The following is a 12,195-nucleotide window of genomic DNA, read 5'->3' as shown; positions in this document are numbered from 1 at the left end:
ACGGGACTCCCGCGAAGGGATGTCAGCGCCAGGCGCTCTCCAGCGCCAGGTGCGCCCCCAGCAGCATCAGCGCCAGCAGGAAGCAGCGGCGGAACAGCGCCGGCCGCATGCGGCCGCGCAGGCGCTGCCCCAGCAGCATGCCCGCCATGGCCGGCACCTGCGCCAGGAAGGACAATCCCGCCGCCGCCGGCTGCCACGCGCCGCGCGCCGTCAGCGATACCGCCAGCGCCACGGTGGACACGGTGAACGCCATCCCCATCGCCTGCACCAGTTCATCCTTCTCCAGTTCCAGCGCCTGCAGATAGGGCACGGCCGGGATCACGAACACGCCAGTGGCGGCGCTGATCGCGCCCGTCGCCGCGCCCACGAGCGGAGACCACGCGCGCTCGCCACCGGCCCCCACCCGCCAGCGCACGTTCAGCAAGCCCATCGCCGCGTACGCCGCCAGCGCCACGCCCAGCGCGCCGCTGGCCCGGCCCGCGTCCAGCGCCAGCACGCTGCCGGCGGCGGTGCCGGCGCAAATCCCCGCCATCATCGGCCACAAACGCAGCCAAAGCGGATACACGGACGCGCCCGAGGCCAGCTGCCAGACATTCGTCAAAAGCGAAGGCACAACCAGCAGCGCCGCCGCCTGCACCGGCGCCATGACGAGGCTGAGCATGGCCACCGCCACAGTCGGCAGACCCATGCCGGTCACGCCTTTCACCATGCCGGCCAGCAGAAACACGGCGGTGATGTAAATGAAGTTATCCATAAAACGCAGTGTGGCATGTCGCGACGGCGGAGAAAATGTGGAATACACTTAGCCAGACTTTGTTTTTTCCGAAGGCATACAGGCATGCGGTTCGACCTCACAGACCTGCGACTATTCCTGCACATCGCCGAAAGCGGCAGCATCACGGCCGGCGCCGAACTGGCCCACCTGGCTCTGGCCTCGGCCAGCGCGCGCATACGCGGCATGGAAGACATGCTGGGCGTGCCGCTGCTGCGGCGGGGCCGGCGCGGCGTGGAAACCACCGACGCCGGGCGCACGCTGCTGCACCACGCGCGCGTGATCACGCAGCAAATGGAAAAGATGCGGGCGGACCTGGGCGACCACGCGTCCGGCCTGAAGGGCCATATCCGCGTGCTGTGCAACACCTCCGCGCTGGCCGAGTTCCTGCCCGACGCGCTGGCCGGCTTCATGGCCGCGCACCCGCAGGTGAACATCGACCTGGAAGAACGTCTCAGCTACGACATCGTGCAAGCCATGCGGGACGGGCTGGCCGACATCGGCGTGATCGCGGACTCGGTGGACAGCGGCGGCCTCGAACTCTACCCCTTCCGCGACGACAGGCTGGTGCTGGCGATGGCGCCCGGCCACCCGCTCGCCGCGCGACTGAAGCGCAAGCGCAGCTGCGCCTTCGCCGACGCGCTGGGGCACGACTTCATTGGACTGGCGGGCGACAGCGCGCTGCAGAAATACATCTCCGGGCAAGCCGCGCGGCTGGGCGAGCGGCTCACCTACCGCGTGCGGCTGCGCAGCCTGGACGCCGTCTGCCGCATGGCCGCCAGCGGCGCCGGGCTGGCGGTGCTGCCCGAATCGGCCGTGCTGCGCTCGCGCGACGTCATGCGGATCCGCCACGTCCAGCTCACTGACGCCTGGGCCGTGCGCAAACTGCTGATCTGCGTGCGCCGCTACGCCGACCTCCCCGGCTACGCCCGCGAACTCGTCGACACCCTGCAACCAAGCAATTAGTTACCGCCCTTACATCGGTGTCAGGCGCGACATTCGGACATTTTGGGCGCTATGCGCACCAAATGTCCGAATGTCGCGCCTGACACCGATGGTTATGGGCAACGCGGGGTGGCGGCGGGGCTGGCGCGGATGGCTTGGGCGATGTCGGCGGCGAGGCGGTCGATGGCGCGGCGGTGGCCGGCGACCAGGGCGTCGTAGCCTTCGCCGACCTTTTCCTCGGCCACGGTGCGGCAGGTCTGCACCGTGTTGCTCCCGACCTTGCGCACGCTCCAGACGGCGTCCACCAGCGCGTAGTGCCCCGGCGCGGATTCGAAGCGCTGCACGTTGGTGCTGACGCGGTAGACCGCCGCCTGCTCCGGCACCGGCGTGCGGTACACGTCGATGGCGCCCAGCTCCGCCGACAGGCGCAGCGACAAGGCCTGCCCGATCTCCGACGCCAGCGGCGCGGCCCAGCGCTGCTGCTCCAGCAGATCGACCCGCCCCGCGCCGCTGATCACCACCATCTGGTTGCGGCTGACCTGCTGCGGCACGCTGACCGCCTGCACCTCGATGTACAGCGGCGCGGCGCCCGCCGGCGGCGCGGCCCGGACCGGACCGCCCTCCCCACCCGCGCTCAGGCTGTAAAAACGCTCGGGCGGCGTGGTGACCGAGCAGCCAGCCAGCAGGACGGCGGCGGCCAGCATGGCGCCGCGCCGCGGCATGCCCGCGCCTTGAACGTCCATGGCCCGCAACGCGCGCTTCAATATCCCCATCATTTCTTGTCTCCTTGCTTGCCGCGCAACAGCGATTCCGGATGGCGTTCGAGGTAGTCGGACAAGGCGTTCAGCGACTGCATGGTCTGCGTCAGCTGCTGCAGCGCCTCGCGCAGGTCGGACTGCACCGGTGAATCCTTCTGCAGGATCTGCTCGGCCGCGCCGAAGGTCTGCTTGGCCGCGCCCAGCGTGGACTTCATCTCCGGCAGCACTTGCGCGTCGAGCTGCTTGAACAGCGCGTTGGCGTTCTTCAGCGTGGCGTTCAGGTTGTTGCCGATGTCGTCGAACGGCACCTTGTCCAGCTTGCGGGCGATGCTGGAGAGCTGCGTTTGCAGCTCCTCCAGGCTGTTCGGAATGGTCGGCACCTCCAGCGGGTACTGGTCCACGTCCAGCTTCACGGCCGGCGAATTGGGGAAGAAGTCCAGCGCGATATAGAGCTGGCCGGTCAGCAGGTTCCCGGTGCGCAGTTGCGCGCGCAGGCCGCGGCTGACCATGCGCTCGAGCACCGCCGGTCCCGCCTTGTCCGGATCGGCCGCCAGCGCTTGCTGGAAGCGCTTGCCCAGGCGGGCCGGATACAGGTCGACCGTGACCGGCATGCGGAAGCTCTTCTTCGCGGGATCGAACTCCACGCCCACCGAGCGCACCTCGCCCAGCACGATGCCGCGGAAGTCGATCGGCGCGCCGGGCGACAGGCCGCGCAGCGACTGGTCGAAATAGAACACGCTGGTGATGGGCTGCCCGTCCGGCTCGCGCAGCGCGCTGGCCTGGTCCTCGGACAGCAGGAAGTTGGTGCCGCTGGGCGCCACCGTGTCCGGCTTGTGCCCGCTCATGGACTCGAAGGCGATGCCGCCCACCAGCAGCGCCGCCAGCGACTGCGTGTTGACCTTGAAGCCGCCCGAGTCGAGCCGCAGGTCGACGCCGCTGGCGTGCCACCAGCGCGTGTTCTTGCCCACGTACTGCTCGTACGGCGCGTTGACGAACACGCGCATCACCACGCCCTTGCCCTCCTTCTCCAGCGCGAAGTCGATCACCTGCCCGACCTGGATGCGGCGGTAGAACACGGGCGAGCCGACGTCGATCGATCCCAGGCTCTCCGCGTGCAGCGTGAACTGGCTGCCCTTCTGGTCCACCGTCACCGGCGGCGCGGTTTCCAGGCCCGTGAACGCCGTGGTGCCGACCGCGCCCTTGCCCGCGTCCACGCCGATGTAGGCGCCGGACAGCAGGGTGCCGAGGCCGGACACGCCGCTGGCGCCGATGCGCGGCTTGACCACCCAGAAGCGCGTGTCGGCCGCCGTGAAGCGCTTGGCCTCCTTGCTCATGTCGATGGTGACCAGCACCTTGGACAGGTCCGGGTCCAGCGCGATGGTGCGCACCACGCCGATGTCGACGTCCTTGTATTTCACGCGCGTCTTGCCCGCCTCCAGGCCGTCGCCGCTGTGGAAGCTGACCACCACGGTCGGTCCCTTGTCCACCACCGACTTGGCCACCAGTCCCAGGCCGATCAGCGCCGCCAGCAGCGGCACCAGCCACACCAGCGACGGCAGCCAGCGGCTGGCCTGTTCCACGCGCGGCTCGGGCAGGCGCTCTTCGTCAGACATGTTGCTCTCCACTTTTCTCTTCCTCATGATCCCAGATCAGGCGCGGGTCGAACTCCAGCGCCGCCAGCATGGTCAGCACCACCACCGCGCAGAACGCCAGCGCGCCCGGGCCGGGCGTCATCACCGCCATCGAATTGAAACGCACCAGCGCCACCGTCAGCGTGATGACGAAAATATCCAGCATCGACCAGCGGCCGATGAACTCCACCATCCGGTACAGCACCGTGCGCTGGTACGGCCGCCAGCGCGAGCCGCGCTGCGTGGTGTAGGCCAGCAGCGACAGCGCCGCCAGCTTCAGCACCGGCACCACGATGCTGGCGATGAAGATGATCACCGCCAGCACCGGCGCGTCCGTGTCCCAGAAGTAGATCACGCCGCTGATGATGGTGTCCTGCGTGTCGCCGGACAGCGCGTCCGTGTACATCATCGGCAGCGTGTTGGCGGGAATGTACAGGATGGCCGCCGCCAGCAGCAAGGCCCAGGTGCGCGCGATGCTGTCCGGGTAGCGCCGGTGCAGCGTGGTGCCGCAGCGCGCGCAGTGCTGGTGGCGCCGGCCGCTGTCGGCGGCCACCAGGCCGCAGGCGTGGCAGGCCAGCGGCGGCCGCGCCGGCGCGCCGGCGGGCAGCTCGGGCGCCGGCAGCCTGCCGCCGGCCACGCGGTCGCCGATGTCCCACAGCACCCGCGGATCGAAGGAGGTGACCACGGTGAGCATCAGGGTCAGCGCGCCGAAGGCGAACAGGCCGGCGTGGAACACCAGCGTGGCCACGCTGGTCAGCTTGATCATGGCGATCAGGATGCCCATCATCAGCACCTCCGTCATGCCCCACTGGCGCGCCTTGCGCACGGCGCGCAGCAGACGGTGGAAGCCGGGCGGCCGGTAGCCCGCGCGCAGCGCCAGCGACACGTACAGCAGCGCGCCCAGTTCGATGACGGGGAAGACGATGGTGAACAGGAAGACGCTGACCGCCACGGCCCGCATGTCCTCCATCCACAGCGTGCGGATGGCGTCGAACAAGGTGGCGCTGATGCTGCTGCCGTGCATTTCCATCTCGACGATGGGGAAGAACTGGGCGATCAGGAAGACGAACAGCGTGGCCAGCGTGACGGCGGCGATGCGGTCCAGGTCCGGCGGCACGCCGCGGTACAGCACCGAACGGCAGCGCACGCAGCGCGCCTTTTCGCGCGCCCCCACGGGGCGCCGGCGGTGCAGCACGCCGCAGTCATGGCAACTGATCAGGTCATATCGATACACGGTTGGTAGTAAGCATGGGCCAGCCAGCATCATACGTGAAATAAGCGCTTTCCTTGCGGCCTTGCGCGCGCCCCGGTGCTGCGCCGCAGCATAAAAAACTCCTTTACAAATTTCTCAAGTGAGATAGACTTTGCCAAATATTGTTAGCGCTATCTTTTGCGAAGCCATTGATAAACAGAGGAATTAACTTCGGATACGTCTGAGAAAAATGATAGCGCTACTTAAGGAAGTGGATGGAAAACAATAAAATTCTGTGGGTCGTGATGGGCGTCAGCGGCTGCGGCAAGAGCACGGTCGGCCAGGCGCTGGCCCTGGCGCGGGGCGTGCCCTTCATCGAGGGCGACGAATACCATCCCGCCAGCAACGTCGCCAAGATGTCGGCCGGCCAGCCGCTCGACGACGACGACCGCGCCGACTGGCTGCGCGCCTTGCGGACGGAAGTGCGCGGCGCGCGGGACAGCGGCACCGGCCTGGTGCTGTCCTGCTCGGCGCTCAAACGCGGCTACCGGGACCTCTTGCGCGAGGCAGACCCCGCGCTGCGCTTCGCGCACCTGGACGGGCCGCGCGCGCTGATCGCGGCCCGCATGCAGGCCCGCGTCGATCACTACATGCCGCCCTCGCTGCTCGACAGCCAGTTCCGCGACCTGCAGCCGCTGCAGGCCGACGAGGCCGGCATCAGCCTCGACATCCGGCTCGCCCCGGCCGATCTGGTCGCGGCCATCCTCGGCAACGAACGCGGCCGCCCGGACGCGGGTGGATAGCCCGGCGATCCACCCGCGCAGCACCACCCGTACTACTGCGTGCAAGCATATAAATGAAAATAATGGAGACTAGTCATGCGCAATCCAAGCCGTAGAACCCTGATCAACCTGGCCGTCGCCGGCGCCTGCGCCTGGCTGGCCATGCCTGGCCACGCGCAGCAGGCCGCGAACCAGGCGGCGACCGAAACGGCCGCCCCAGCGGACGCCAACGCCGCCGGCCCGCAAGCGGCCGCCACACCCGGCCCAGCGCCCTCGCCCTCGCCCGCGACCGCCGCCGCCATCGACACCGTCGTCACCGTGTCCGGTTCGCGCATCGCCTCGCGCGGCTTCACCCAGCCCACGCCGACCACCACCCTCAGCAGCGCCGACCTGGAGAAGTCCGCCAAGCCCAATTTGTTCAACGCCATCGCCGAACTGCCGGCCTTGCAGGGCAGCACCGGCCGCACCACCAGCACCAACAGCACCAGCAGCGGCATCCAGGGCTTGAGCTCGCTCTCGCTGCGTGGCCTGGGCCCGATCCGCACGCTGACCTTGCTCGACGGCCAGCGCGTGGTCGGCGCCAACGTGACCGGCGTGACGGACGTGAGCCAGTTCCCGCAACTGCTGATCAAGCGGGTCGACGTGGTGACCGGCGGCGCCTCGGCCTCCTACGGCTCGGACGCCGTGGGCGGGGTCGTCAACTTCATCACGGACAGGAAATTCGAAGGCTTCAAGGCCAAGGTCGAAGGCGGCCAGACCACCTACGGCGACGATAGGAACGGCTCGCTGCAGGCGGCCTGGGGCCGGGCCTTCATGGACGACAAGCTGCATGTCGTGGTCAGCGGCGAATACGGCCGCGAGAAAGGCGTGCCCTCGCCCGGCTTCGGCGAGGTGGGCGCCAACGGCCGCGACTGGTACAAGAATCCCGCCTTCGAAGTCCGCCCGCTGGGCCAGACCAACGACGGCAAGCCGCAGTACCGCTACATCGAGCACGCGCAGCAATTCCAGTATGCCAAGTACGGCTTGATCACCAACGGCCCGCTGCAAGGCACGGCGTTCGGCGACAACGGCCAACCCTACCAGTTCCAGTACGGCTCCAACGGCAAGCCCAACTACGCCGGCGGCGTCAGCAACTGCGTCGCCCCGTTCTGCGTGGGCGGCGACCTGAGCGGCAGCGTGGGCGCCGGCACCACGCTCGGCATGGACTTGACGCGCAAAGTGGCTTACACCCGCGTCGGCCTCGACCTCGACGCCGACAATTCCCTGTTCTTCAGCGCCAACTACGGCCAGGTGGCCTCGCACTTCTCGCCCAACCCGGGCGCGGCCAAGCAGGGCAACCTGGACATCCAGTGCGAGAACCCCTTCCTGCCGGCGTCCATCAAGGCGGCCTGCGCCGCCAACAACATCAGCAGCTTCAAGTACGGCACGGCCAACGCCATCTTCCCCGAGAACATCAACGTGCACCCCACCCGCACGCAACAGCGTTTCGTCGCCGGCGCCGAGGGCCGCTTCAACGCGTTCGGCAAGGACTGGAACTACAACGCCTATGCCCAGCACGGCGGCAACGACACCGACATCATGGTCTACGACATGACCCTGAACAGCCGCTACCTGGCCGCCATCGACGCCGTGCGCCTCGCCAACGGCGGCATCGCCTGCCGCAATCCGGCCGCCGTGGCGTCCGGCTGCAAGCCGCTCAACATCATCGGCAACGTGCCGGCCGATCCCGCCGCGATGGCCTACATCTCACCCGCCAACGGACCGCAGCAGCACTCCAGGCAAACGCAGCAAGTCGCCAGCTTCAACCTGAACGGCGAACCGTTCTCTTCGTGGGCCGGCCCGGTCGCCATCGCCACCGGCGCCGAATGGCGCAAGGAGGAATACACGGTGCGCGGCGATCCCTACGGCAACGGCGTGTCGGCGAACAGCCCGAACAGCGCCGAGTATCCGGCCGATCCGCTGCTGAATTCGACCGTCGGCAACAACTGGTACGCCGGCAACTACCACAATGCCGAGGGCGCCTACAGCGTCAAGGAAGCCTACCTGGAACTGAACCTGCCCATGCTCAAGTCAGCCGCCTGGGGCGACGCCAACCTGAACCTGGCGGGACGCCGCACCCGCTACAGTACCTCCGGCTATGTCAACAGCTGGAAGGCAGGCGCCAACTGGAAGACCGGCGTCGACGGCCTGATGCTGCGCGCGGTGACCTCGCAGGACGTGCGCGCGCCCAATCTGAGTGAACTGTTCGCCGCGCCGGTGGTCGTCAACGCCGCCGTCAACCACCAGGGCACGTCGGTGCAAATCCAGCAGCGCACCATCGGCAACACCCAGCTGCGTCCCGAAATCGCGCGCAACACCGTGCTGGGCGTGGTGCTGAGCCAGCCGTCGTGGGCGCCGGGCTTCAGCGCGTCCATCGACTACTTCGACATCAAGGTCGACGACGTGATCTCGGCCCTGTCGGCGCAGCAGGAGGTCGACCTGTGCGCGGCCGGCAACCAGGAAATCTGCGGCGCCATGGTGCTGAACACGCCGGGCAGCAACTTCGTGACGGTGCAGGCGTTCAACCTCGCTTCGCTGCGCAACAAGGGCTTCGACATCGAGGCGGCCTACCGCACCGGCCTGACGGCGCTGGGCCTGCCGGGCCGCCTGACGCTGCGCGCGCTGGCGACCCACACCATCAGCTTCATCACCGACTCCGGCGTGGTCGGCACCATTCCGACCGAGGGCGCGGGCGTCAACCTGGGCAACACGCCGGACTGGAAACTGCTGGCGACCCAGACCTGGGACCACGACCGGATCAGCCTGACGCTGAGCGAGCGCTGGGTCAGCAAGGGCGTCTACAGCAACGAGTTCATCGAATGCCAGAGCAATTGCCCCGTCTCGACCGTGATCCACCCGACCATCTTCGACAACAAGATGAAGGGCGCGTTCTACGTCGACATCGGCGGCAGCTACAAGTACTCGAAGAACCTGACCGCCTTCTTCAAGATCGACAACGTCGCCAATGTGGACCCGGTGGCGGCGCCGCAGACCAACCTGAGCTACGGCATCAACCCGGCCCTGTATGACGTGCTGGGCCGCACTTACCGCGCGGGCGTGCGCTACGACTTCTAGGCGGCGAGGCAAACGCCGGCTGGCGCGGGGTGGGCGCACCCTCGCACCAGGCCAGCCGGGCGGCCGTCACTCCGGCTTCTCCACGACATAGCCTTTCGCCTGGAGGTCGGCCAGATATCCTTTCGGGTCCAGCAGCAATTTCAGAGGCATCAGGGCGAAGGTCGAACGGTTGGCCGCCAGCGACCTCTCGGCCGCCGCCACCCAGTTGTCGCGCGCGCGTTGCGGCAGGCTCGCCAGCTCCGGCCGAGACTTGAACGCCGCGTTGTTCTGCAGCGCGGCGTTGCATTCGGAGGTGTTGTCGGCGAAGGTGAGCTTTTCTATCTTGTCGATGTCGCCGACGGCCCAGGCGTTGGCGCGCACGCGCATGGCGTCGAGATCCGTTTCCAGCCGCGCCAGCGTTTTGGCGAAGCACTCCTGGTCCGTCAGCCCGGATTTCTTGAATTCCTTGAGGGCGGCTTTGGGATCGTCGAGTTCCTCGCGCACATCGGTGGCGGTGAACTTGATGCTGGATTTCCTGGCCAGCGCCCGCACCGCCTCTTCCACCACGTCGCGTTTGCTCAGGCCGGTTTTGTTGAGCGCGTTGTCAAACAGCTTTTGCGCCGCGAAGATCGGGCGCTGGCGCTCCAGGCTGGTATCGTCGCCCAGGTACTTTTTCCTGAGTAGCAACCAGCGGGCGTACACGTCGGGGTCGAGGACATCCTGCAGCTTCGCGCCGTCCGGATTGTTTTGCACGCCCACCAGCGTCGGCAACATGGTGAGGCCCCTCAGGATATTCATGGGCGTGGCCGAAATGCCGAAGCCCGCGCCGGGCTGTCCCAGCACTTCCTGCGATTGGGCCAAAGTCGCTTCCGCCTGCTGCGAACGCCAGGTCATTTGCGTGGGCAGGGGGCTGTGGGTGCCGAGTATCCACAGCACGTGGTCGTCCTTGCTCACCTTCCACAGACCGGGGCCGGGGCGCTGGCCGGCCACCACCACGGTCTCGACCGCCGCGTCTGGCTGCTGGTCCGGGGGGACGGTTTCGGTCTGCGCGTAGGACGGCGTTGCCAGCGAGGAGATCAGCAGCATGGAGAGGAGACTTTTGCGCATGGGGCACCTGGCTATTTTTAATGGAAAGCAATGTTACCTCTATTAAATTGCCAAGTGTGTAACTCTTTGTGTCATGCAGGGATACGCACCAGATTCGGTGGAAACAAAGTGTTGAAGAGGTAAATTAGGTGGCGGGCCCCAAGGAAGCCATGGGAAAGGCAATCTTGCCGTCCGCAACGAACTCGGCCAACCGCTCCGGCGGCAACGGCCGGCTGTACAAATAGCCTTGGTAGCTACGGCAGCCCACCTCGGCGATGAAGTCGCGCTGCTGGGCGGTTTCGACGCCCTCGGCCATCACCTCCATCTGCAGCGCCTTGCCCAGCGCGGCGATGGTGCGGACGATGGCGCCGCCGTGGCGGGCGTCTTGCGCGTCCCAGATGAAGCTGCGGTCGATTTTCAGCTGTTCCAGCGGCAGCCGGTGCAGATAGGCCAGCGACGAATAGCCGGTGCCGAAATCGTCCAGCGCGAAGCCGATGCCGGTCTGCCTCAGCCGTTCCATCTTGCCGATCGTGCCGTCCAGATCACTGAGCAGCAGGCTTTCGGTGAGCTCGAGCTTGAGCCGGCGCGCCGGCGCGCCGGTTTCGGCCAGCACCGCCAGCACCTGGTCGACGAAGTCCGGCCGCAGGAACTGGCAGGCGCTGACATTGACGGCCATGCGCAGGCCGGCGGTCCTTGCGTCCGCCGCCCATAGCGCCAGTTGGCGGCAGGCGCTGTCCAGCACCCAACGTCCCAACGGAACGATCAGGCCGGTCTCCTCGGCGAGGTGGACGAACTCGATCGGCGGCACATGCCCGCGCCGCGGATGATGCCAGCGCAGCAGCGCCTCGGCGCCGCTCATCCGGCCCTCCAAGTCGCATTGAGGCTGGTAGTGCAGCTCGAACTGCCGGGCGTTGAGGGCGTGGCGCATGTCCGCCTCCAGCGCGGCGCGCGCGGCCACGCGCTGCGCCATGCCGGGCTCGAACCAGTTGGCCATGTTGCGCCCGCCGGCCTTGGACTGGTACATGGCCAGGTCGGCCCGCTTGAGCACCTCGTCCACGCCGCCGCTGTCCCCGTCCAGCATGGCGATGCCCACGCTCGGGGTGCTGTACTGGACCACGCCGTCGATGTCGAAGGGCAGCGCGAACGCTTGCAGCACCTTGTCGGCGACCTCTTGCACGTGCCGGGCGGCGGCCTCCCGGCAGGCGCCCAGGTCTTCCAGCAGGATCACGAACTCGTCGCCGCCGAAGCGCGCCACCGTGTCGCCCGGCCGCACCTGTCTCTGCAGGCGTTCGCCCACTTGGTGCAAGAGCACGTCGCCCTTGTCGTGGCCGCGCGCGTCGTTGACGGCCTTGAAGTTGTCCAGGTCGATGAACAGCACGGCGCCGCTGCGTCCGCCCTGCCGGCACCGCTCCATCGTCTGGCTCATGCGTTCGACCAGCAGTTGCCGGTTGGGCAGACCCGTCAGCCGGTCGTAGAAGGCCAGCCGGTGGAAGGCGGCCTCCTGCTCCTTGCGTTTGCTGATGTCGAGGAAGTAGATGGCCAGGCCGTCGTCGGACGGGTAGGCGCGCACCTCGGTCCACAGGTTCAAGGGCGGGTAGTATTCCTCGAACGACACGGAGGTGTTGGTATCGACCGCCTGGTGGTAGGCGCGGTAGTAGGGGCCGCCGACCGCCTCCGGAAAGGTCTCCCAGATGTTGACGCCCATCACTTCGGCGCGCGCGCACTGCAGCAGGCGCTCGGCCTCGCGGTTGATGAAGGTGAGCTTCCAGTCGCGGTCGAGCATCAGGAAGGCATCGGTGATGCTCTCCAGCGTGGCGGCCAGGCGGACGCCCAGCCGATGAGCGTTTTCCTCCAGCCGCAGCAGGCGCTCTTCTTCGGTCATCGCGGCAGCCCCCCGGGCAAAGTTCGATCACCGATTCTACCGCGACTGGGTCAA

General features: G+C 67.5%; 9 protein-coding genes. 3 read left to right on the top strand and 6 right to left on the bottom strand.

The window, feature by feature from the left end:
* Positions 1-22: 22 nt before the first annotated feature.
* Positions 23-754 carry a sulfite exporter TauE/SafE family protein gene (locus tag BM436_RS01955; RefSeq protein ID WP_093552891.1) on the bottom strand — a complete coding sequence of 244 codons (732 nt, stop codon included), beginning with the start codon at positions 752-754 and terminating at the stop codon, positions 23-25.
* 84 nt (positions 755-838) lie between these two features.
* Here BM436_RS01955 and BM436_RS01950 point away from each other — a divergent pair, with 84 nt between their 5' ends.
* Positions 839-1,738: a LysR family transcriptional regulator gene (locus tag BM436_RS01950; protein ID WP_093552889.1), complete on the top strand. Its 900-nt coding sequence runs from the start codon at positions 839-841 to the stop codon at positions 1,736-1,738.
* 92 nt (positions 1,739-1,830) lie between these two features.
* On the opposite strand, the gene BM436_RS01945 is transcribed toward BM436_RS01950, so the two are convergent.
* From BM436_RS01945 to BM436_RS01935, 3 genes are read right to left on the bottom strand one after another with little or no spacing between them, the layout of a single operon-like run.
* Positions 1,831-2,493, bottom strand: coding sequence for a PqiC family protein (locus BM436_RS01945; protein ID WP_307663895.1), 663 nt, complete (start codon positions 2,491-2,493; stop codon positions 1,831-1,833).
* Positions 2,490-4,088 (bottom strand): PqiB family protein, encoded by a 1,599-nt coding sequence (locus tag BM436_RS01940; protein WP_093552887.1) that lies wholly within the window; start codon positions 4,086-4,088, stop codon positions 2,490-2,492. The genes BM436_RS01945 and BM436_RS01940 overlap by 4 nt, the downstream gene beginning before the upstream one ends.
* A complete protein-coding gene (locus BM436_RS01935; protein ID WP_093553022.1) occupies positions 4,081-5,370 on the bottom strand; it encodes a paraquat-inducible protein A in 1,290 nt (429 codons plus the stop codon). Before BM436_RS01935 ends, BM436_RS01940 begins: the two co-directional genes overlap by 8 nt.
* A gap of 203 nt (positions 5,371-5,573) precedes the next feature.
* Between BM436_RS01935 and BM436_RS01930 the strand changes: the two genes are divergently transcribed.
* Positions 5,574-6,101 (top strand): gluconokinase, encoded by a 528-nt coding sequence (locus BM436_RS01930; RefSeq protein WP_229488756.1) that lies wholly within the window; start codon positions 5,574-5,576, stop codon positions 6,099-6,101.
* Between the two features lie 75 nt (positions 6,102-6,176).
* A complete protein-coding gene (locus BM436_RS01925) occupies positions 6,177-9,194 on the top strand; it encodes a TonB-dependent receptor plug domain-containing protein (RefSeq protein WP_093552885.1) in 3,018 nt (1,005 codons plus the stop codon).
* 66 nt (positions 9,195-9,260) lie between these two features.
* On the opposite strand, the gene BM436_RS01920 is transcribed toward BM436_RS01925, so the two are convergent.
* Entirely contained in the window at positions 9,261-10,280 is a 1,020-nt protein-coding gene (locus tag BM436_RS01920) for a TraB/GumN family protein (RefSeq protein WP_093552884.1), read from the bottom strand.
* Positions 10,281-10,404: 124 nt separating this feature from the next.
* The gene (locus BM436_RS01915) at positions 10,405-12,141 is read right to left on the bottom strand and encodes a putative bifunctional diguanylate cyclase/phosphodiesterase (RefSeq protein WP_093552882.1); all 1,737 of its coding nucleotides are present in this window, start codon (positions 12,139-12,141) and stop codon (positions 10,405-10,407) included.
* Between the last annotated feature and the right edge of the window lie 54 nt (positions 12,142-12,195).

The sequence above is a fragment of the Pseudoduganella namucuonensis genome (genome assembly GCF_900116645.1).
GTDB lineage: Bacteria > Pseudomonadota > Gammaproteobacteria > Burkholderiales > Burkholderiaceae_D > Rugamonas > Rugamonas namucuonensis.
This window is presented reverse-complemented; position numbering and strand designations above follow the sequence as displayed.

Excerpts from the sequence above, each read along its gene's own strand:
- BM436_RS01955 (WP_093552891.1), bottom strand. The coding sequence starts at position 754 with ATGGATAACTTCATTTACATCACCGCCGTGTTTCTGCTGGCCGGCATG.
- BM436_RS01950 (WP_093552889.1), top strand. The coding sequence starts at position 839 with ATGCGGTTCGACCTCACAGACCTGCGACTATTCCTGCACATCGCCGAA.
- BM436_RS01945 (WP_307663895.1), bottom strand. The coding sequence starts at position 2,493 with ATGATGGGGATATTGAAGCGCGCGTTGCGGGCCATGGACGTTCAAGGC.
- BM436_RS01940 (WP_093552887.1), bottom strand. The coding sequence starts at position 4,088 with ATGTCTGACGAAGAGCGCCTGCCCGAGCCGCGCGTGGAACAGGCCAGC.
- BM436_RS01935 (WP_093553022.1), bottom strand. The coding sequence starts at position 5,370 with ATGCTGGCTGGCCCATGCTTACTACCAACCGTGTATCGATATGACCTG.
- BM436_RS01930 (WP_229488756.1), top strand. The coding sequence starts at position 5,574 with ATGGAAAACAATAAAATTCTGTGGGTCGTGATGGGCGTCAGCGGCTGC.
- BM436_RS01925 (WP_093552885.1), top strand. The coding sequence starts at position 6,177 with ATGCGCAATCCAAGCCGTAGAACCCTGATCAACCTGGCCGTCGCCGGC.
- BM436_RS01920 (WP_093552884.1), bottom strand. The coding sequence starts at position 10,280 with ATGCGCAAAAGTCTCCTCTCCATGCTGCTGATCTCCTCGCTGGCAACG.
- BM436_RS01915 (WP_093552882.1), bottom strand. The coding sequence starts at position 12,141 with ATGACCGAAGAAGAGCGCCTGCTGCGGCTGGAGGAAAACGCTCATCGG.